This is a genomic window from Virgibacillus chiguensis (assembly GCF_900129865.1).
Classification (GTDB): Bacteria; Bacillota; Bacilli; order Bacillales; family Amphibacillaceae; genus Virgibacillus; species Virgibacillus chiguensis.
The window spans coordinates 82,385-104,999 of record NZ_FQXD01000012.1; the positions used below are offsets into that span (position 1 = coordinate 82,385).

At 36.9% G+C, this 22,615-nt stretch carries 17 protein-coding genes; 9 read left to right on the forward strand and 8 right to left on the reverse strand.

The features are described from left to right. Positions 1 to 543: 543 nt before the first annotated feature. The 7 genes from rsmG to rpmH all read right to left on the reverse strand — a co-directional run bounded on the left by rsmG (position 544) and on the right by rpmH (position 7,379). Positions 544 to 1,260 (reverse strand): 16S rRNA (guanine(527)-N(7))-methyltransferase RsmG, encoded by a 717-nt coding sequence (gene rsmG / locus BUB45_RS13570; protein ID WP_073010548.1) that lies wholly within the window; start codon positions 1,258 to 1,260, stop codon positions 544 to 546. A 65-nt stretch (positions 1,261 to 1,325) separates the two neighbouring features. Next, on the reverse strand, positions 1,326 to 3,212 hold the full coding sequence (gene mnmG / locus BUB45_RS13575) for a tRNA uridine-5-carboxymethylaminomethyl(34) synthesis enzyme MnmG (protein WP_073010551.1): 1,887 nt from the start codon (positions 3,210 to 3,212) through the stop codon (positions 1,326 to 1,328). Positions 3,213 to 3,242: 30 nt separating this feature from the next. Next, positions 3,243 to 4,619 (reverse strand): tRNA uridine-5-carboxymethylaminomethyl(34) synthesis GTPase MnmE, encoded by a 1,377-nt coding sequence (gene mnmE / locus BUB45_RS13580; RefSeq protein ID WP_073010553.1) that lies wholly within the window; start codon positions 4,617 to 4,619, stop codon positions 3,243 to 3,245. A 523-nt stretch (positions 4,620 to 5,142) separates the two neighbouring features. After that, positions 5,143 to 5,757, reverse strand: a complete 615-nt coding sequence (gene jag / locus BUB45_RS13585) for an RNA-binding cell elongation regulator Jag/EloR (protein WP_073010556.1) — start codon at positions 5,755 to 5,757, stop codon at positions 5,143 to 5,145. Further along, entirely contained in the window at positions 5,754 to 6,521 is a 768-nt protein-coding gene (spoIIIJ, locus tag BUB45_RS13590) for a YidC family membrane integrase SpoIIIJ (protein WP_073010559.1), read from the reverse strand. The genes jag and spoIIIJ overlap by 4 nt, the downstream gene beginning before the upstream one ends. A gap of 175 nt (positions 6,522 to 6,696) precedes the next feature. Then, positions 6,697 to 7,041 carry a ribonuclease P protein component gene (gene rnpA, locus BUB45_RS13595; RefSeq protein WP_073010562.1) on the reverse strand — a complete coding sequence of 115 codons (345 nt, stop codon included), beginning with the start codon at positions 7,039 to 7,041 and terminating at the stop codon, positions 6,697 to 6,699. A gap of 203 nt (positions 7,042 to 7,244) precedes the next feature. Further along, positions 7,245 to 7,379: a 50S ribosomal protein L34 gene (rpmH, locus tag BUB45_RS13600; RefSeq protein ID WP_050350585.1), complete on the reverse strand. Its 135-nt coding sequence runs from the start codon at positions 7,377 to 7,379 to the stop codon at positions 7,245 to 7,247. A 1,007-nt stretch (positions 7,380 to 8,386) separates the two neighbouring features. On the opposite strand from rpmH, the gene dnaA reads away from it, so the two are divergent. From dnaA to BUB45_RS13640, 8 genes are all read left to right on the forward strand, one after another. Further along, a complete protein-coding gene (gene dnaA, locus BUB45_RS13605; protein ID WP_073010565.1) occupies positions 8,387 to 9,727 on the forward strand; it encodes a chromosomal replication initiator protein DnaA in 1,341 nt (446 codons plus the stop codon). Between the two features lie 569 nt (positions 9,728 to 10,296). Further along, a complete protein-coding gene (gene dnaN, locus BUB45_RS13610; protein ID WP_073010568.1) occupies positions 10,297 to 11,433 on the forward strand; it encodes a DNA polymerase III subunit beta in 1,137 nt (378 codons plus the stop codon). A 534-nt stretch (positions 11,434 to 11,967) separates the two neighbouring features. Then, the gene (gene yaaA / locus BUB45_RS13615; protein WP_073010570.1) at positions 11,968 to 12,186 is read left to right on the forward strand and encodes a S4 domain-containing protein YaaA; all 219 of its coding nucleotides are present in this window, start codon (positions 11,968 to 11,970) and stop codon (positions 12,184 to 12,186) included. A 135-nt stretch (positions 12,187 to 12,321) separates the two neighbouring features. Next, the gene (gene recF, locus BUB45_RS13620; RefSeq protein ID WP_073010573.1) at positions 12,322 to 13,434 is read left to right on the forward strand and encodes a DNA replication/repair protein RecF; all 1,113 of its coding nucleotides are present in this window, start codon (positions 12,322 to 12,324) and stop codon (positions 13,432 to 13,434) included. Between the two features lie 16 nt (positions 13,435 to 13,450). Continuing rightward, positions 13,451 to 13,750, forward strand: a complete 300-nt coding sequence (gene remB / locus BUB45_RS13625; protein ID WP_073010576.1) for an extracellular matrix regulator RemB — start codon at positions 13,451 to 13,453, stop codon at positions 13,748 to 13,750. Positions 13,751 to 13,766: 16 nt separating this feature from the next. Next, complete coding sequence (gene gyrB, locus BUB45_RS13630) at positions 13,767 to 15,692, forward strand: DNA topoisomerase (ATP-hydrolyzing) subunit B (RefSeq protein ID WP_073010579.1); 1,926 nt, start codon at positions 13,767 to 13,769, stop codon at positions 15,690 to 15,692. 132 nt (positions 15,693 to 15,824) lie between these two features. Then, on the forward strand, positions 15,825 to 18,320 hold the full coding sequence (gene gyrA / locus BUB45_RS13635) for a DNA gyrase subunit A (RefSeq protein WP_073010582.1): 2,496 nt from the start codon (positions 15,825 to 15,827) through the stop codon (positions 18,318 to 18,320). 138 nt (positions 18,321 to 18,458) lie between these two features. Next, entirely contained in the window at positions 18,459 to 19,526 is a 1,068-nt protein-coding gene (locus tag BUB45_RS13640; RefSeq protein WP_073010584.1) for an HD-GYP domain-containing protein, read from the forward strand. 134 nt (positions 19,527 to 19,660) lie between these two features. On the opposite strand, the gene BUB45_RS13645 is transcribed toward BUB45_RS13640, so the two are convergent. Continuing rightward, complete coding sequence (locus tag BUB45_RS13645; protein ID WP_073010587.1) at positions 19,661 to 20,608, reverse strand: YaaC family protein; 948 nt, start codon at positions 20,606 to 20,608, stop codon at positions 19,661 to 19,663. A gap of 223 nt (positions 20,609 to 20,831) precedes the next feature. On the opposite strand from BUB45_RS13645, the gene guaB reads away from it, so the two are divergent. Further along, positions 20,832 to 22,301 (forward strand): IMP dehydrogenase, encoded by a 1,470-nt coding sequence (guaB, locus tag BUB45_RS13650; protein ID WP_073010590.1) that lies wholly within the window; start codon positions 20,832 to 20,834, stop codon positions 22,299 to 22,301. The last annotated feature ends 314 nt before the right edge of the window (positions 22,302 to 22,615 follow it).

A 22,615-nucleotide genomic window follows, 5' to 3' on the forward strand; every position in this document is an offset into this window, starting at 1 on the left:
TATGATCTATGTATAAAATATAAAATGTTTCACGTGGAACATTCTATATGGAATAACTATAAATATTATAGCACAGGAAAAGCGCTTATAAAGCGAAACTTGTTTCTCTCTATCTCCTTTTCTTGTTTAAATAGAAGATAGATAAAGTAAGCGAAAAAATATATATCTTACTGAACGAATAAATTGAATATTTAATCTATATAACCTTCTCTTATCATTCGATCATTTACGAAGCAGAATTATAATTTAAAATAGCGCTTCGGCTCTATATATAAAAGTAGCCGTATAAGAAAAAACGCAGCAGCAAACTGCTAGCGCTATACGAAATTATTACTTGGTCACAAACACGTATATGGCTTTATTTTACCATATATATATTAGGAAAAATACTCATTCATCAGCCGGATTTTTTCATCCCTTCATTGCTAGAGCAATGAAGATGCTGCTATCCCCCATTTTGACTTTCCTTCAATTCATACAGCGGGAGCCTTACAGCACCTTCTATCCAGGATAGATCCTAACCATTAGAAGCGTGAATCACACTCATTCAATTGGCTCTTTATTTGGAAGTCCAGCTTTTCGTGGATATTTTTTAGGTGTTTTCCTTGCTTTATATATTTCAATAATAGAGCGTTCACTATCTTCCTCAGGCAACGTAAACGTGTACATTTGTTTTAATTCCCCACCCAAAACCTCAATCGCAGGCTTAGCTAATTCTATCTCCTCCCCTGCTTTTGCACCTTTCATTGCCAAAAAAGTTCCTTGTTTTTTTGCTAGAGGTAAACAAAGTTCACTTAATACAGACATACGAGCAACCGCCCTTGCAGTTACTACGTCAAAAGTTTCCCGAAAAGATGCATTTTTACCCATGTTTTCCGCTCGGTCATGATAAAAGGCGACTTTTTCTAACGACAAAGCAGTGGATAATTCATTTAAAAATCCAATTCGCTTCTTCAATGAATCAACAATAGTAATTTGTAAATGTGGAAAGCAAATTTTTAACGGAATACTAGGAAAACCTGCCCCTGCACCAACATCACAAATTGATTGTACTTGTTTGAAATCAAAATAAAATGCTGCACTGATGGAATCATAAAAATGTTTTAAATAAACATCGGCTTCCTCCGTTAAACCAGTTAAGTTGATTTTTTCGTTCCATTCAATTAATGTTGAAAAATAAATGGAAAATTGTTCCTTTTGATATGTGGTTAACTTTATTCCTTTTTCCTCTAATACTTGAAAGAATTGTTCTCGGTTCATGCTTCTACTCCTTATGTAGATAAAAGCAGACTTAGCTACTTATAAGCTAAATCTGCTTACTATCATTAATTAGCCAGACGCGCTATATTTCCTTGCTCCATATAAACAACTAAAATAGATATATCAGCTGGGTTTACTCCAGAAATACGCGATGCTTGCCCGACAGAGAGTGGACGGACTTTTTTTAGCTTCTCTTTCGCTTCTGTAGCTATACCACTAATTGCATCATAATCAATATCTTCTGGTATTTTCTTTTCTTCCATTTTCAGCATGCGTGCCACTTGATCATTCGCCTTTTTAATATATCCCTCATATTTAATTTGAATACCGACTTGTTCCGTAACATCATGTGGAAGTGACGGATCAGCATGAATAATTGGTGCTAATAAGTCATACGACAGCTCTGGTCGCTTTAAAAGATCATATGCTTTTACAGCTTCTTTCATCTTTGATGCCCCAGCTGTTTCTAAAAATGCATTTACTTCCTCTGTAGGCTTAATGATTAATTTTTGCAATCGTTTCTTTTCTTCTTCTACGAGACGATATTTTTCCTTAAATGCAGCATAACGCTCTTCCGTAATTAAGCCTAGCTCATAGCCTAGCTCTGTCATACGAAAGTCAGCATTGTCATGTCTTAATAGTAAGCGATACTCTGCACGAGATGTTAATAGTCGATACGGTTCATTTGTTCCTTTTGTCACTAAATCATCTATAAGCACACCAATATAAGCTTGTGATCGATCTAAAATGACTGGATCTTTCCCCAATACTTTTGCAGCGGCATTAATACCAGCCATAATCCCTTGAGCTGCTGCCTCTTCATAACCAGAAGTACCATTAATTTGCCCCGCCGTAAATAAACCGGGGATTTTCTTTGTTTCCAGTGTCGGCCATAGCTGTGTTGGTACAATTGCATCATATTCAATCGCATAGCCCGCTCGCATAATTTCAGCATGCTCTAACCCTTCTACACTTCTTACCATGCCATGCTGTACAGATTCAGGTAAAGAAGTCGATAGCCCTTGTACATACACTTCTTCTGTATCTCTTCCTTCTGGCTCTAAGAAAATTTGATGGCGAGGCTTGTCGTTAAAGCGGACAATTTTATCCTCAATAGACGGACAATATCTCGGACCTGTTCCCCGTTTCATTCCAGAATACATAGCAGAAAGGGAGAGGTTCTCATTGATAATTTCATGCGTGAATTCATTCGTATACGTTAACCAGCATGGAATTTGATCTGTAATATATTCTGTTGTTTCATATGAAAAACTGCGGGGTGTCTCATCTCCCGGCTGGATTTCTGTTTTTGAATAATCAATCGTATGGCTATTTACACGTGGAGGTGTACCTGTTTTAAAACGCGTAATTTCAAGACCTAGTTCTTCTAGGTTTTCGGACAATTTAATCGTTGGTCGTTGATTATTTGGACCACTTTCATATTCCAAATCTCCCATAAGCACTTTCCCTCGCATAAACGTTCCTGTCGTAATAATGACGGTTTCTGCACGATAGAAAGCATTGGTTTCGGTAACAACTCCCTTACAGACACCATCTTCAACTACTAAACGATCTACCATTCCTTGGCGCAATGTAAGGTTTTTCTCATTTTCTACAATATTTTTCATTTCCTTAATATACATCGGTTTATCCGCTTGCGCCCGAAGCGCTTGAACGGCAGGCCCTTTTCCTGTATTTAACAAACGCATTTGAATATGCGTTTTATCAATCACTTTACCCATGACACCACCTAGTGCGTCAATTTCCCTTACAACAATCCCTTTTGCTGGTCCTCCAATAGATGGATTACATGGCATAAATGCGATCATATCTAAATTAAGTGTGAGCATTAATGTTTTTGCTCCCATTTTAGCAGCCGCAAGCCCAGCCTCTACACCTGCGTGACCTGCACCGACCACGACTACATCATAATGTCCTGCATCATAAGTCATTGGTCTCATCCTTTCTAAATTAAAGTAACTTTATTTTCCGAGACAAAATTGTGAGAAAAGCTGATCAATAAGGCTGTCACTTGCAGTATCCCCGATGATTTCACCTAGTAATTCCCACGTTCTTGTTACATCTATTTGTACGACATCTAACGGTAGTCCAAGTTCTAGGCCTTCCATCGCATCTTCTAAAGCTTGTTTGGCTTGTTTCAACAGTTGAATATGACGGACGTTCGAAACATATGTGAGGTCGCCCGTATCTATATCACCAGCGAAAAAAGTTTTTGCAATGGCTTCTTCTAATTCATTTACCCCTTCTTCTTTCACCAAGGAAGTAATAACAATTGGTTTTTCTGCAGCCAATTCATAAACACGGTCTAAATCTAATTTTTGCTCTAAATCCGTTTTATTAATAATAACGATGTAATCTAAGCCTTCTATTGCTTTAAATAACTTTTCATCTTCTTCTGATAGCACATCATTATAGTTTAGTACAAATAAAATTAAATCCGATTCTTTTAGAACTTGACGAGATCGTTCTACGCCAATTTTTTCCACAATGTCTTCTGTTTCACGAATCCCAGCGGTATCTACTAACCGTAAAGGAACCCCTCTTACACTAACATATTCTTCAATAATATCGCGAGTCGTTCCTGGAACTTCTGTAACAATTGCTTTATTCTCTTGAACAAGTGTATTCATTAGGGACGACTTGCCAACATTTGGCCGTCCTATAATCGCTGTTGCTAAACCTTCTCGTAAAATCTTCCCTTGTTTCGCCACTTGTAGAAGCTCAACGACTTCTTTATACACTTCTTTTGATTTCGTGCGCATCATATCATGGGACATTTCTTCGACGTCATCGTATTCTGGATAATCAATGTTAACCTCTACATGTGCCACTGTTTCCAACAAATCTTGACGTAAACGACGAATAAGCGCAGATAAGCGACCGTCCATCTGCTTTAATGCAACGGACATGGCTTTGTCTGTTTTCGCTCGGATAAGATCCATCACTGCTTCTGCTTGCGATAAATCAATTCTCCCATGTAAAAAAGCACGTTTCGTAAATTCACCAGGCTCAGCTAGTCTAGCTCCTTGGCTTAAAATAATTTCCAAAACACGGTTAACCGCAACCATACCCCCGTGACAATTAATTTCTACAACATCTTCGCGGGTAAACGTTTTTGGTGCTCGCATAACGGAAACCATAACTTCCTCAGCAACCTCTTTTGTCTCAGGATCGATTATTTTCCCGTAATGTATTGTATGTGAAGCCACATCACCTAAATTTTTTCCTTTAAAAACATTAGCTGTGATGGAAATAGCCTTAGGACCGCTTAAACGAACAATTGCAATTGCTCCTTCACCAATTGGTGTTGAAATAGCCGTAATTGTATCTGTTTCCATTGCTAATCACCTCCAACCTATACATGGAATATCTATATGAAGTGCATTTTTTTATCGTCACTAACTTAACAGAATAGCACAAAACACAGTTATCCACAACCTTTTTTCGTTTCTTTTTCCCATAAGATTATCCACATGTGGATATCTAATTAAAACTCAACTTTCTTTTTTTCACAATCTTGACAAGCATTGGGTACGTGTAAAGAACAAAGGCTCGGGGCGCCCGGGTTAGCAACGTAGCGAGTGGAGCGAATCAACGAAAGTTTTAGGAATCATGCTCCTGCAACAGGAGTATGCCGGCGCCCTCCAGCTACCCCGTCTTTAGTCGGGCTTCCTATTTAGAACGAACCGATGATGACTTATTTTAGGTCAATGGAGTGAAGTCGCCTAGTTGCTGGGCGCTTGCGCCGGATGTGGCTAAATAACTTAGTAAGTTTATCCATATCTTAAAAATTTTATCATTTTCTAGACCAATAAAAAATCCTATCTAGTTTTTCAGCTAGATAGGATGTATAGCGTTACTTTACGGTTGAATAACAATATGCCGATGTGGTTCATTACCATCAGAATAAGTAGTAATAGCTTTATTTTCCTGTAGTACGTTATGAATAATTTTTCTTTCAAAAGCAGGCATTGGCTCTAAAGCTACCTTTTTATTTAAGCGAACTGCTTTATCTGCCATTCTGTTCGCCAACGCTTCTAATGTTTCTTTGCGACGTTCTCGGTATCCTTCTGCATCCAATGTGACTGTGTAAAATTCAGAAGCATTTTTATTCATTGCCAGATGCAACAAATATTGTAGCGCATTTAACGTCTGACCTCTTTTTCCAATCAATAAAGCAATATCATCGCCTGTTACTTCATACGTAACATGATGGTCTGTGACAGTCGTCTGCACCGTTGCAGAAACATTCATTTGTTCTAATATTTGCTGCAAATATTTTTCCGTTTTTTCAATTGGATTTTCAACGATTTTGACTTTAACGTAAGCACGTTTCGTACCAAATACGCCGAACAATCCCTTTTTACCTTCATCAATGACATCAACTTCAACGTGGTCCCTGGTTGTTTTTAACTGCTCTAAAGCTGCCTGGACCGCTTCTTCAACTGTTTGTCCACTAGCAGTTATTTCTCTCACTTTTTGTCTCCTCCATTATTTGCAGCCATCATTGGCTTACGAATAAATAACGTTTGAGCAACCATAAAGATATTCCCTACTACCCAGTATAACGCTAAAGCAGACGGGAAGAAAATTGCAAAGACACCGATCATGATAGGCATAACATAAAGCATAACCATCATTTGCGGATTTTGCGCAGCAGGACTTCCTGCCATCATCAACTTTTGCTGTAGGAATGTCGCCCCACCAGCAATTAATGGTAAAATAAAAAATGGATCTGGTTCCCCTAATTGGAACCATAAAAAGCTATGTGTTTTAATCGTTTCTGTTCGCATAATCGCATGATACATCCCAATTAAAATTGGCATTTGAACGAAAATCGGTAAGCAACCAGCAAGTGGATTTACACCATGCTTTTGGAATAAAGCCATGGTCTCCTGTTGCAACTTTTGCTGCGTATTCGCATCTTTAGAACTATATTTTTGCTGCAGCTCTTTCATCTTTGGCTGAATATCTTGCATCGCCTTCGAGCTTTTCAATTGTTTCACATTTAGTGGCAACAGTAATAAACGAACAATAATTGTTACGAGAACGATTGCCAGTCCATAATTTTCATTAAATAATTCTGCAAAATAAGTGATAAGCCATGAAATTGGATATACGAAGTACTGGTTCCAAATTCCTTCACTTTCACTCGTAATCGGCTCGTTTACTTCTGTACAACCAGATAAAATTGCCAGTAAACCAATAAGTGCCACTAGCAACCAAAACTTTTTACGCAACACATTTCCTCCTAACTCTATATTAAAAAACTAGACTTATCGCCAATTCTTTATAGCGAAAGCTGTCATTTTTCTTATACGATAAACCAAAAAATTTTTATACATTCCTAAAAGACAAGTTTTCTGTCACCTATCGTTATTTTAACTTAAATAAGGGGAAGATTCTATATTAAATTTAGTGATTTTTTAACAAATGTTCTTTATATAACAAATGGGTTAAACTTTTTTTGATCTCCGAAAAGGTCATTTGCTTAGCTGGCTGTCTCGCAATGATAACAATATCATATGGATAAGCAATGTCGTCCTTTAGCTCAAAAAAAGCCTGTCGCAAATATCGCTTAATACGATTTCTTGTTACTGCATTCCCAATTTTTTTACCAACTGATAGACCCATTCGGAAATGCGATTGTCCCTCTTTCTTCACATAATAAATAACGAGCTGACGGTTTGCAAAGGATTTCCCTGCTTTAAAGGCATATTGAAAATCACTATTTTTCTTAATTCGATATTCTTTCTTCAAATTGATCACCTTTACTACATTAAAAACTGCTACGCGGATGGAAGATTCATTCATTTTATGTAAAGAAAATCTTCACCAATGTTACGATTTTGTTTAAAAGAACTTAGCTAGTCACCAGCCCGTGGCAGAAAACGCTATCGTTTTTCTGATACGATAAAATACTTTCCTACTAGTGAAAAAAAGACCACTGATGGTTCAGTGGTCTATGCTGACAAGACTTTTCTACCCTTACGACGACGACGAGCAATTACTTTACGACCATTTTTCGTGCTCATCCGTGTACGGAAGCCGTGTACTTTTTTACGTTTACGATTATTAGGTTGAAACGTTCTTTTCATTTATCTTGCACCTCCCTAAGGGATGAATTATACCATTTCTTAATCCGTCATCAGACAGTCTTTGTAATTATACGTAAAAATAAGGGTATCTGTCAACTTGTTCTTATTAGAAAAACTTGTCTTCTTACAAAACCTTTATAGATAAAGCCTTCAATTCCACTTTCATTTAATAAACTTCCTTACATATCCACGTATGTGCCAAGTTATTCTCGCCATAATTATAACCGCTAAAATTCCAGCACTCTATTTATGTACACTTTACTGAGTTTTATAAACAAACAAGTTAAATGTAGAAATAACCGATACGGAAAAACAGTACGCTAGCTTTTATGAGAAATACCTCTTTCAAATGTATTTGTCCGTCTAGGCGTCCATTTTATGATAGAGTGCTTCTCTTTTTTGCTAAAAATTAGTCTTCATGTCCTTCCCAGATTTTTTTCACATATCCACAGCCTCTGTTGACAAATATATATCCCCTTTTTCCTATCCACAACAATTATCGACAAATCATTCACAAAATATAGTGGTGTGGATAAATTTTGTCTACAAGCTATAGACTTTGTGGATAACCGTCGAAAGACCATTGCACTTCTTGCTTTTTTCTGATATTATATTTGTGTTTAACCTGTGAAAATAAAAAAAAGCAAATACACTTATGCACAGATTGTGGATAAGGTGTGGATACTTATAAACATACTTGTTTTTAAGGTTATCAACAACAATGTGGATATCGTTTATAAGTCTATCTTTCCCTTTTATTGATCATTTATATTTATCCACAGACAAGAAATTACGATATGGAGATTACCATATGCCTTTCCATCTATAAAATTGTTCATGGAACATGGACTATAAGATTGAGAGAGGCTTTTTCTGTCATGTATATGCTACTAACATAGCAAGATGACAAATATTTCATTCTCTGTCGTCAACTCGATTGGTTAACAGCTATATACGGATTAATCAATGAATCATTTATCTACTATTAGAAAGGAGTGAACTCCTGATTGGAAAATATACAAGAAGTATGGACTGCAGCACTTGAAAAGATAGAAGAAAAAATTAGTAAGCCAAGCTTCGATACGTGGTTAAAAAATACCAAAGCAGAATCTTTGGACAATAATACGCTCATCGTCTCTGCACCCAATGAATTTGCTAGGGATTGGTTAGAAAATCAATATACGAGGCTTATTTCGGAAATCTTAACAGAAATAACTGGAGCTGAAATAGAAGCTAAGTTTATTATTCCTAGTACGACGAAAGATGCAGAATCTGCTCCTACATCAAATCAAGGGAAAGCTAACGAACTTAATGATCACTCTAAATCTTTGTTAAATGCAAAATACACATTTGATACATTTGTTATCGGAGCTGGTAATCGTTTTGCACATGCTGCTTCTTTAGCTGTAGCCGAAGCGCCAGCAAAAGCATATAACCCCTTATTCATCTACGGTGGAGTTGGCTTAGGGAAAACCCATTTGATGCATGCCATCGGTCATTACGTGCAAGATCATAATCCGGAAGCTAAAGTCGTTTATTTGTCTTCAGAAAAATTTACCAATGAATTTATTAACGCCATTATGGATAATAAGACCGTCAATTTTCGCAATAAGTATCGCAATGTAGATATTTTATTAATTGATGATATACAATTTATTGCTGGGAAGGAATCAACACAGGAAGAATTTTTCCATACATTTAATGCACTGCATGATGACAACAAACAAATTATTATCTCTAGTGACAGACCTCCAAAAGAAATTCCTACACTGGAGGATCGACTTCGATCAAGGTTTGAATGGGGATTGATTACGGATATTACTCCACCTGATTTGGAGACTCGAATTGCTATTCTAACTAAAAAAGCTAAAGCAGAAGGTCTTGATATCCCCAATGAAGTAATGCTCTATATTGCAAACCAAATTGATACAAATATCCGTGAATTAGAAGGGGCACTCATTCGTATCGTTGCCTACTCATCGCTGGTTAATCAAGACATCGATGCTTCCCTTGCAGCAGATGCTTTAAAGGATATTATTCCTAGTAATAAACCAAAAGTAGTCACCATTGCTAGTATTCAAGAAATAGTTGGCGAGAGATACAATGTTCGGTTGGAAGATTTTTTAGCTAAAAAACGTACAAAATCCATCGCTTTTCCTCGTCAAATAGCTATGTATTTATCAAGAGAAATGACCGACTCTTCTCTGCCTAAAATTGGAGAGGAATTTGGAGGAAGAGACCATACAACCGTCATTCATGCGCATGAAAAAATATCCAAACTGATCGATAAAGATACACAGCTAGCTAAAGAATTAGAAGAGCTTAAAGAACAAATAAAATCAATGTAAAGTAGCTACTAAATGTCCATGATAGATGCAAATCTATTTCTCTTAACATGTGTTGATGCTTACAGATGACTTAGCTTATTGCCAAGCCTTATGGTGGAAATCGTAGCCCTCCGGCAAGCCCGTCTTTAGTCGACCTTCCTATTTAGAACGAACCGATGATGACTTAGCTTAGAGCAATGGAGTGAAATCGCCTAGTTGCTGGGCGTTGGAGCCGGTCGGAGCCCATTCAGTTATTTGGTTACGCCATAGCATCAAATTTTATACTTTCTTATCTTGAGAAAAAACTTTAGAGTAAGCAATCTTCTTAAACACCTTTTTCAACACTAGAATGGATTGCTACTTTATTTTGGCTTGTTAACAATGTGCATAAGGGGTACTTACTTATATACAAGTTATCCACATGTGAATAACTTGTACGAGTTGAATGTTTCCTAGTTTTCCACATACTAACAGGCCTTATTATTATTACTATTATTTTTTATTAATAAATATATATATGTATGCAGGAAATAAACGTACAAAAATGTAAACATAAATATATAGGAAACTTCCATTAGGAGGAAAAATATATGAAATTTGTTATACAGCGAGATCAACTAATGACGGCCGTACAAAACGTCATGAAGGCTATTTCATCTCGTCCAGTTGTCGCTATTTTATCGGGAATAAAGTTGGAAGCAAGAAAAGATGGGATAACATTAACAGGAAGCGACTCTGATATATCTATCGAATCTTATATTCCAGCTGAAGAAGAGGGAATTATTCACGTAGATCATATCGAAGAAGGTAGTATTGTGCTTCAATCCAAATATTTTCCTGATATTGTTCGCAAACTTCCAGAACAAATTGTGGAAATAGAAGTGGATGAAAGTTTAAAAGTAACGATTCGCTCAGGTAAAGCAGAATTTAATCTAAATGGACAAGATGCAGCAGAATATCCACAACTACCTAAATTACAAACAGATGACAGTTTTGAACTCCCAATAGACCTTTTAAAAAGCTTAATTAAACAAACTGTTTTTGCTGTATCAACCATGGAAACAAGACCTATTTTAACTGGAGTGAATATGAGATTAGCTGATCAAACACTCACTTTCTCAGCGACAGATAGTCATCGCTTAGCTTCACGAACCGTTCCCGTAACAGAAACGACGAATGAATTTTCAAATGTGGTTGTGCCAGGAAAAAGTTTGAATGAATTAAATAAAATTATGGATGATAGCGAAGAAAAAATTCAAATCAGTGTAACGAATAACCAGATTTTATTCCGTACGAAGCATTTGCAATTTTTGTCTAGACTACTTGATGGCAGTTACCCTGAAACATCACGTTTAATTCCTGATGCGAGTAAAACGATCTTATATGTAAGTACAAAAGATTTATTACATACGATCGATCGAGCATCTTTATTAGCTAAAGAAGAGCGAAACAATGTCGTTCGTTTAACAACGAAAAACAATAACATGGTGGAAATTGCTAGTAACCATCCAGAAATAGGAAATGTTACGGAAGAAGTTTCCATTTCCTCTATAGAAGGTGAAGATTTAAAAATATCGTTTAGTTCAAAATATATGATTGATGCGTTAAAAGTAATTGATTATGAAGAAGTAAAAATTGCTTTTACAGGTGCTATGCGCCCATTTATTATTCAACCAGTTGAAGATGATTCGATTCTCCAATTGATTTTACCCGTACGCACATACTAAACAATAGATAATCAGATGAAATAAGAAGCCGAACAATTATAAACAGATTGTTTGGCTTCTTTGCATTAGAGGATATTGAACAAAGGTTCAGGCGCCCGGTTAGCAACGTAGCGACTGGAACGAATGAACTAAAGTTTTAAGAATCATGGTGAGGCACGAACCGATGGTGACTTATCGTAGGGCAATGGAGTGAAGTCTCCTAGTTGCTGGGCGCTGAAGCAGTACGTGTCTATTTCGTTGAATCCGTATGCGAAAGCAACAAATTTTATGCTTTCCTATAGTTAAAAAAGGTTTACAAGTTATTTCACACCTGAATAAAGCTACAAACAGCTTTTACAAACAGATTTAAAGCCTTACAGAGACTTTATTTTAGAAAAGAAGTAGGATACCTTTCCTTAAAGGCAAATCTTTAGTAAAATAGGAATATGAGAGATTGAGCGTCATTCTTTTACATCGTTATATATTGAAAAGACTGTTAACGTGCAATAGAAATTACAAAAAACATTATTAAGAAAAGAAAATGAGTGATAAACAATGTGTGAGAAAATAATGATTCAAACGGAATATATCCAATTGGGGCAATTTATAAAATTAATAAATATCTTAGACTCTGGCGGTATGGTCAAAACATATTTACAAGATGTAGGTGTACTTGTAAATGGCGAGCGTGAACATCGTCGTGGGAGAAAGTTATATGCTGGTGATAAGGTAGAAATAGATGAAGTTGGATGTTTCCAAGTGGACCGAGAATAGATATTTTCAAACCGTTTATAGATAGTTGCCATCAACAATAATGTTTTAGCTTCCACCATAATGAACCTGCATTATTTTACAAGCTAAGAGGCTGTAAAACCTAGCGAACTATTTCCTGAATAAAGAGGATGAAACATGCATATACAACAACTCCAATTAAAAAATTATCGCAATTATGAAAGCCTAGATATGACTTTTGACCATGCAATTAATGTGATTATAGGCGAAAATGCACAAGGGAAGACAAACTTAATGGAGGCTATTTACCTATTAGCGTTTACGAAATCCCATCGTACTCCCAGGGAAAAGGAACTAGTTAAATGGGAAGAAGAGTATGCTAAAATAGAAGGTAGAGTGACCAAACGAAATCAGTCTTTTCCGCTTGAAATTGTCATTTCCGCAAAAGGGAAAAAGGCAAAATTAAATCGCATGGAGCAAAAGAAATTAAGTGACTACATTGGAGCCTTTAATGTCGTAATGTTTGCTCCAGAGGATTTAACGCTTGTCAAAGGTGCACCTCAAATTCGCAGACGGTTTATGGACATGGAACTAGGTCAAATCCAACCGCGCTATATTTATCATCTAGGCCAGTTTCAAAAGATTCTTAAACAGCGGAATCACGTATTAAAGCAATTACAACGACAATCTACCCAAGATCGAACGATGTTGTACGTTTTAACCGATCAGCTTATTGAACATGCCGCAACTTTATTAGAAAGGCGGTTTGTTTTTTTGACTTTGCTAAGAAAATGGGCTAGTCCAATTCATTATGGTATAAGCCGTCAGTTAGAAACGTTGCATATTGCTTACGATCCGACAATAGACGTATCAGAAGAAGCGAATAAGGGAAAAATAGCAGATATATATAATCGTAAATTTAGCGAAATTGAAGATAAAGAGATCGATCGAGGAACAACGTTAATTGGTCCCCATCGAGATGATTTATTATTTTATGTGAATGATAAAAATGTCCAAATTTACGGTTCACAAGGTCAACAACGTACGACAGCTTTAGCGGTTAAATTAGCCGAAATTGAATTAATTTATAACGAAGTCGGGGAATATCCGATCTTACTGCTAGATGATGTCTTAAGCGAACTAGATGATTACCGACAGTCCCATTTATTAGAAACTATTCAAGGAAAGGTACAAACCTTTGTCTCCACCACAAGTGTAGATGGTATTCAGCATGAAACATTAAACCAAGCAGCCATTTTTCGGGTGAGGGATGGGAAAGTAGAATCTTAAATACGGGGGAATCGTCATGTTTATCCATATTGGAAATGACCATGTGATACGTTCCAATGATGTTATTGCAATTATTGATTACCATCTAATTTCATCATCAACGATAATGGAAGAATTTATGGCAGCAGCTTCTACAGAAAAAAAATTAGAAGGTACACAGGAAGAAGCGAAATCCGTCATGATAACAAAAGATTGCATTTATTATAGCTCCTTATCTGTATCTACACTGAAAAAAAGAGCAAGTATGATTTCAACGATTAGTAAGCTTGATGATTTTTCAGATGATATAAAAGAATTGGAATCGGAAGAAGTATAGAAATGGAAGTGAGAACATGTCAATGGAAGATAAAGTCATGAAGGAACAGGCGTATGATGCAGACCAGATTCAAGTTTTGGAAGGTTTAGAAGCTGTACGAAAACGACCTGGAATGTACATTGGATCAACAAGTGAAAAGGGATTACATCATCTCGTATGGGAAATTGTAGACAACAGTATTGATGAAGCTTTAGCCGGTTATTGTGATCACATTGAAGTATTTATTGAAAAAGATAATAGCATTACGGTTAAAGATAATGGGCGTGGAATACCTGTTGATATTCAGAAAAAAACAGGTAGACCAGCGTTAGAAGTTATTATGACCGTACTACACGCCGGCGGTAAATTTGGCGGTGGCGGTTATAAGGTTTCTGGAGGCCTCCATGGTGTTGGTGCTTCCGTCGTAAACGCCCTTTCTTCAAGTTTAGAAGTTTATGTTCACCGAGACAATAACATTCATTTCTTACGGTTTGAAAAAGGTGTCCCTCAAGGGGAAATAAAGGTTATTGGCGAAACAGATATTACTGGTACCATTGTTCATTTTACGCCAGATCCCACTATTTTCGATGAAACGACAGAATATAATTTTGATACATTAGTACAGCGTCTTCGTGAATTGGCATTTCTAAATAAAGGTTTGACAATAACCATTGAAGATAAACGTACGGATAAGGAGCCTGTTAGCTACTGTTATGAAGGTGGTATTTGTTCTTATGTAGAGTTTATTAATCAAACAAAAGAAGTCTTGCATGAGCCTTTCTACGCAGAAGGAGAAGACCAAGGAATTGCTGTAGAAATAGCACTTCAATATAATGATGGGTTTGCAAGTAATTTATATTCCTTTGCGAATAATATTCATACGTACGAAGGTGGTACACATGAAGCTGGCTTTAAGACGGGGCTAACCCGCGTTATTAATGACTATGCCAGAAAGAATAATCTATTTAAAGAAAACGATCCAAATCTATCTGGGGAAGATGTCCGTGAAGGTTTGACAGCAATTGTTTCTGTTAAACATCCAAATCCACAATTTGAGGGACAAACGAAAACGAAATTAGGAAATAGTGAAGTTCGAACAGTGACAGATTCTGTTTTTAGTGAACTATTTTCTAAGTTTTTATTTGAAAACCCTACTGTAGCTAAAATTATTGTAGAAAAAGGATTAATGGCTTCTAGAGCACGTGACGCAGCTAAAAAAGCACGAGAATTAACACGTAGAAAAGGCGCTTTAGAAGTATCTAATTTACCTGGGAAATTAGCAGACTGTGCTTCTAAGGATGCGTCCATTAGTGAATTGTACATCGTGGAGGGAGACTCAGCTGGAGGTTCCGCAAAGCAAGGTCGAGATCGGCATTTTCAAGCTATTTTACCTTTAAGAGGAAAGATTTTAAACGTGGAGAAAGCACGTTTAGATAAAATCTTGTCGAACAATGAAGTACGTTCCATTATTACAGCATTAGGAACGGGCATTGGCGAAGATTTCGATATTTCCAAAGCTCGTTATCATAAAATAGTTCTAATGACAGACGCGGATGTAGATGGAGCTCATATTCGTACGCTCTTACTTACTTTCTTTTATCGATATATGCGGCCGTTAATCGAGCATGGATATATATATATTGCTCAGCCGCCGCTTTATAAAGTTCAGCAAGGAAAAGCTGTTCACTATGCATACAATGATAAAGAAATGGAGCAAATCTTAGCAGAATTGCCAAAAGCGCCTAAGCCTGGATTACAGAGATATAAAGGTCTAGGAGAAATGAATGCGACGCAGCTTTGGGAGACGACGATGAGTCCTGATACGCGTACATTACTACAAGTAGAATTATCTGATGCAATCGATGCGGATCAAATTTTTGATGTACTCATGGGTGATAAAGTAGAACCAAGACGTAACTTTATCCAAGAAAATGCACAATATGTAAAAAATCTTGATATATAAACTGGCAATGGAAAACGAGAAATACTTGGCGATTAGCTAAGTTTTTCTAACACAATTACGAAATGAATCGGATAAAGACATAATACATTTAATTATTGCTTGGTTAGATGAGTAAATGGAGGTAGTCGGATAATGGCGGATCAACAACGTCCAAAAGTACAGGAAATCAATCTCGGGAAAGAGATGCGTACATCATTCCTAGATTATGCTATGAGTGTAATTGTTTCTCGTGCATTGCCTGATGTTCGTGACGGATTAAAACCTGTACATCGTAGAATATTATATGCAATGAATGATTTAGGTATGCATGCAGATAAAGCGTATAAAAAATCAGCACGTATTGTCGGAGAAGTAATTGGTAAGTATCACCCACATGGTGACTCAGCTGTATACGAAGCCATGGTGCGTATGGCACAAGATTTTAGCTATCGTAATATGCTTGTTGATGGGCATGGAAACTTTGGTTCGGTTGATGGCGATTCAGCAGCAGCTATGCGTTACACCGAAGCAAGAATGTCGAAAATTTCCATGGAATTACTAAGAGATATTAATAAAGATACCATTGATTATGTCGATAACTATGATGGATCGGAAAGAGAACCTGTCGTTTTTCCAGCACGTTTTCCGAATTTGTTAGTGAATGGTGCATCTGGTATTGCGGTAGGTATGGCGACAAACATTCCACCACATAATTTAGGAGAAACGATCGATGCGGTACTCGCATTGAGCAAGCAACCAGATATTACGATTGATGAGTTAATGGGAGAGTATATTCATGGGCCTGATTTTCCAACTGCTGGGCAAATTCTTGGTCGTAGTGGGATTCGAAAAGCATATGAAACAGGAAAAGGTTCCATTACCGTTCGCGCAAAAGTAACAATTGAAGAGACAGCGAACGGGAAGCCGAGAATTATCGCTACTGAATTACCTTACCAAGTAAACAAAGCAAAATTGATTGAAAAAATTGCGGAGCTTGTTCGAGACAAGCGCATTGATGGTATAACGGATTTGCGTGATGAATCTGATCGTGATGGGTTAAGAGTCGTTATAGAACTTAGACGTGATGCTAATGCGAATGTTGTTTTAAATAATTTGTACAAGCATACCGCATTGCAAACGACATTTGGCATTAACATGTTAGCACTTGTTGATGGACGTCCAAAAGTGTTAACGATTAAACAATGTTTGGAGCATTATTTAGAGCATCAAAAAGTAATTATAAAACGACGAACAGCATTTGAATTACGCAAAGCAGAAGCAAGGGCACATATTTTAGAAGGATTGCGCATTGCACTTGACCATTTAGATGAAGTGATTACACTCATTCGTAACTCCAAAACGACAGATATTGCCCGTAACGGTTTAATGGAACGTTTTGATTTATCAGAAAAGCAAGCACAAGCCATTCTAGATATGCGTCTGCAACGCTTAACAGGCTTAGAACGCGAAAAAATTGAAGATGAATATAAAGAATTAAAGCAGCTCATTGAAGAATTGAAAGCCATTCTTGCAGATGAAGAAAAGGTTTTAGAAATTATTCGTGAGGAGCTTGCTGAAATCAAAGAACGTTTTAATGATGATCGGCGTACAGAAATCGTAATTGGTGGTAGTGATTTCTTTGAGGATGAAGATTTAATTCCTGAAGAAAATATTGTGATTACGTTAACGCACCAAGGTTATATTAAACGTCTTCCTTCTTCCACTTACCGCACGCAAAATCGCGGTGGCCGTGGTATACAAGGTATGGGAACAAACGAGGATGATTTTGTTGAGCATCTTGTCTCTACTTCAACACATGATACGATTTTATTCTTTACGAATAAAGGAAAAGTATACAAAGCGAAAGGGTATGAGATCCCTGAATTTAGTCGAACGGCAAAAGGAATACCAATTATTAATTTGTTACAAGTAGAAAAAGGCGAGTGGGTCAATGCAGTAATAACTGTTAATGACTATATGGAAAATCAATTTTTATTCTTTACGACGAAGCATGGTATATCTAAGCGAACTTCGCTAGCGCAATTTGCTAATATCCGAAAAGGTGGTTTAATTGCAGTAGGTCTTAGAGAAGACGATGAACTTATATCTGTACGTCTGACAGATGGAATGAAAGATATCATGATCGCGACGAAAAATGGATATCTCATTCGTTTTCCTGAAGACCAAGTTCGTCCAATGGGAAGAAGTGCGGCAGGTGTAAAAGGTATTTCTTTGCGAGAAGATGATGAAGTTGTATCAATGGAGATCCTACAAGAAGATGCGAATATTCTCCACGTAACGAATAAAGGTTTTGGAAAACAAACGCCAGAGTCGGAATACCGCACGACGAACCGTGGTGGGAAAGGTATTTTCACTTGTAATCTAACAGAAAAAACTGGTCACGTTGTTGCAGTTAAGGCGGTTTCTGGAGAAGAAGATTTGATGTTGATTACCGTAGCTGGTGTGCTTATTCGTATTCCAGTTGAAAGTATTTCGGTCACAGGAAGAAATACAATGGGAGTTCGTTTAATTCGTTTGCATGAAGATGAAGAAGTAGCAACAGTTGCTCGAATTGAACCAGATGAAGAAGAAAATACAGAGCAAGAGCAAGAGCAAGAACAAGACGAAGCGGAATCGAGCGATGAATAAATCTCAATGAAGCTAATCTACTAGTAGACATGAATGGATTAGATGGTAACGGAGGGAGTCCGCCCTCCAGCCTCTAACCATTGGATAGCAGTTTTAAATTTTTGAAATCGATTACACAAAGGTACAGGGGGAATTTACTTGTGGGTTGAAACTAATGCACTTTCACCAGGTTGTGTGTTGCTTCGCGATGTGAAAGGAAAATCACATCGTGCTATTATTCCTAAGCATACAGTACTTACAGAGGAACATATTACTGTTTTACATAAGTTTCTCATTGAAAAAGTAGATGTTTCCGAAAAACAGGCTGAAGGTGACAAACAGAAAGAAATACAAACCGAAACGATAAAAGTGGCTACACATCCTACCACATCTTTTTCTAAGCAATATCAGCGTACAGTTCAACAATACAAAAAACTATTTGCTAAATGGCAGAGCAGTGCGCGCATTGATATTACAGAAGTTCGTGCTTTAATCATACCATTATTAGATAACATGGAAGAGATAAGTAAGTATGTATTTAAATTGCATCATTATGCTAAAAAAGAAGATTATATCTATCATCATCATATAGCCATGGCGATATTAGCAGCGTACATTGGTTATAAATCTGAATTTTCTAAAGGAGAATGGTTGCAATTAGGGTTAGGAGGATTGCTGAGTGATTGTGGAATGGCAAGGATAAATCCTACCATTATTGAAAAAGAGACTATGCTAACGGAAGCCGAAATGAATGAAATTAAAAACCATCCAATATATTCCTATCAATTTATTAAAAACGTGCCTATTCTAAAGTCAGACATAAAACAAGCCATTTCACAGCATCATGAACGACTTGATGGTAGCGGGTATCCTTTCGGGTTAACAGAAAGGAAAATTAATCGGTATGCTCGAATCATAGCTATTTGTGATACCTACCATGCAATGACGTGTGAACGTTACTATAAACAAAAGCAGTCTCCTTTCAAAGTTATCGAAGTATTGCAGGCCGAAAAGTTTACAAAGTTAGATCCAGAAATGATTCAGTTATTTATACAAATGATGACACAGTTTTCGATCGGTACGAAGGTGAAGCTATCCAACCAAAAAACAGCGGAAATTGTATTTACGGATGAAAAGAAACCAACTCGTCCTATGGTACGGTTAAAAGATAATCAAATTATTGCTTTAGAAAATTATCCAGACTTATTTATTGAAGTATTATTGTAATGGGAGGACAAAAAGCAGTATAGTTTTAATAGAAACTTTCCTATAGTAGAAAGATAAGGAGCCTCCTTTCTACACGTTTTTCAAAGAAGTCTCCCAGATTTTATGGGTTTTATCCGTAATTACACATTTTGTTTCTAAATTTTGCGTTGCTTGTATAATTCATTCATAAGTAAAGCTGGTGTTTTCCAAGCTGCCAATTCTAAAAAATGTGATATATAAGGGAAATCAACATCAGCTTTATGGACAAAAAGGTCGCCCCACCATTCCGTTTCATAGCGACCGAGCATACTTAAATTGTAAAGGACTAAGTAGTGAACCATTACCTCATGGATGGGGAAAAAATCTTCCCGATAGACCGGGAAATATAATTCCTTTGAATGTTGTTGCATAAAAAATGGTCCACAAGGCTCTAAAATAGGTTCCTCTACCTCCATTCGAATCTTCTGCTTATCCGTATCTGTATATTTAATAGGAGGAACGTATGCTTGAATTCGCTTTATAAAAGCCGCTTCAGTTAAGTGATAGCTATCTAACAAATGAACTGGAAATTCTAACAGTGGTGATGATATTCTTCCTACAGCTGCCAAATGCGGATTCTGATCTAACTGGAAAACAGGTTGCATTTCGGGAATGAGCGCGAGTAATTTTTGCATACTCCGTTTTTCAAACGGGGTTTCTAGCGCAAATAAATGCTCTGAAAAGTATGGAAAAAGTCCATTATGCTGTATCTTTACTTCATCGTTTAAAAAATGATAATTTTTCTTTTTCTTTTTTCTTGCAGTTACACCATGTGCTAATAAATTTGTTGATTCTGGATAATGAGGACGCTTTGTTAATAAACAAGCTTTAATAAGGTGAACCATGCCGTAAAAATAAAGGATCGGCTGCATAAATAGTTCTGTCTTTCTCCCTTGTTCAAAGAAACGCTTTCCATGATCCATATAATAGAGAAAAGCGTTGCAATTATGATAACTATTTACTTCTGCATCGACTACATTATTTTTTACATAGCAATGGTGTAAGTAGGATTGAGCCGTTTGCTGCGATTGTAAATAAGTTAAAAAAATATCTTCACGAAGCATATACACACCTTCTAACTATGCAAAAATTTTGAATCCATTTACTTTTTATTTCCTTTAAAATCGGGTTGAAAAAGCTATTTCATTGGCGTATTGTATATAAAAATAGATCTTATTTTAGTTTATCTCAGTACGGATTAACCATACATGTAAGTTTGCATATAGCCACAAAATGATTACAACAGGAATTGCTTCCTATTGCTAAATTAAAAAAGGAGGATAATGAATGCGTGAAGATAAGTTTGTAAAAGAAGGTTTAACTTTTGATGATGTTTTGCTAGTGCCAGCGAAGTCCGAGGTGTTACCGAAGGATGTAGATGTAAGTACAACGTTAACGGATAAAATTACATTAAATACACCGTTGATGAGTGCAGGGATGGACACGGTAACAGAAGCAAGTTTAGCCATTGCGATGGCTCGTCAAGGCGGTATTGGAATTATTCATAAAAATATGTCTATCGAAGAACAGGCAGAGCAGGTAGATCGTGTAAAACGTTCAGAAAGTGGCGTAATAACCAATCCATTCTTTTTGACACCAGAGCATCAAGTATATGATGCAGAGCATCTTATGGGGAAATTTCGCATTTCTGGCGTACCTATTGTAAATAATGTTGAGGAACAAAAGCTAGTCGGTATTTTAACCAATCGTGATTTGCGCTTTATTCAAGACTATTCCATAGCTATTTCTGATGTAATGACGAAGGAACAGCTCGTAACTGCCCCTGTTGGTACAACACTAGAAGAAGCAGAGAAAATATTGCAGCAATATAAAATTGAAAAGCTTCCACTAGTAGATGATAAACAAACTTTAAAAGGGCTTATTACCATTAAAGATATTGAAAAAGTGATTGAATTTCCTAAAGCAGCCAAAGATACTCAAGGAAGGTTACTCGTCGGAGCAGCTGTAGGTGTGACTGGTGATGCGATGAAACGAATTGAAAAGCTTGTAGAAGCCGGTGTAGATGTTATTGTCATTGATACTGCTCATGGCCATTCGAATGGCGTCATTGACCAAGTAAAAGCAGTACGAAAAATTTATCCTGATTTAGATATTGTAGCTGGAAACGTTGCGACGGCGGAAGCAACAAAAGCATTAATAGAAGCCGGTGCTTCCATTGTTAAGGTTGGAATTGGGCCAGGATCGATTTGTACGACTAGAGTAGTTGCAGGGGTTGGCGTTCCACAAATTACAGCTGTATATGATTGTGCAAAAGCTGCTGCACCATATGGCGTACCTGTTATTGCAGATGGTGGTATTAAATTCTCTGGGGATATTGTCAAAGCACTAGCAGCAGGCGCGCATGCTGTTATGCTCGGAAGTATGTTTGCGGGTGTTACGGAAAGCCCGGGAGAAACAGAAATCTACCAAGGTAGGCAGTATAAAGTGTATCGAGGCATGGGTTCAGTTGGGGCGATGAAAGCAGGCTCTAAAGATCGTTACTTCCAAGAGGAATCTGAGGCGAAGAAACTTGTGCCAGAAGGAATTGAAGGCCGTGTAGCATATAAAGGTCCTTTAGCAGATACGATTCATCAATTAGTAGGAGGGCTGCGTGCTGGTATGGGATATTGCGGTACGGCATCCATTGAAGCATTGCGCCAGGACGGAAAATTTATTCGAATTACGAATGCTGGCTTAAGGGAAAGTCATCCACATGATGTACAAATTACGAAAGAGGCTCCAAATTATATCGTCTAAGAAGTAATAGATTAGCAAAATTTGGCTATCGTTAAGTCTCGCTTGTATTCAATCATTTCCTATAGTACAAAAAGTAGATGTGGGATACATCCCCATCTATTTTTTTATCTCTTTATATGGTAAAATAACTAAGTGCACGAAAAAGATGTACGTTATTTTTCTATGTATGTTTAAAAAAAGAGAAAACGACCGATAAAATAAATTAAACGACTAGCAATCTTTTTGGACATACATAGGAAGGGAAAGGTTAAACTACAGTTGGGGGTACAAGAAAGTGAAACATGTTATGAGAAAAAGTTTCTTTATTTTTCTGG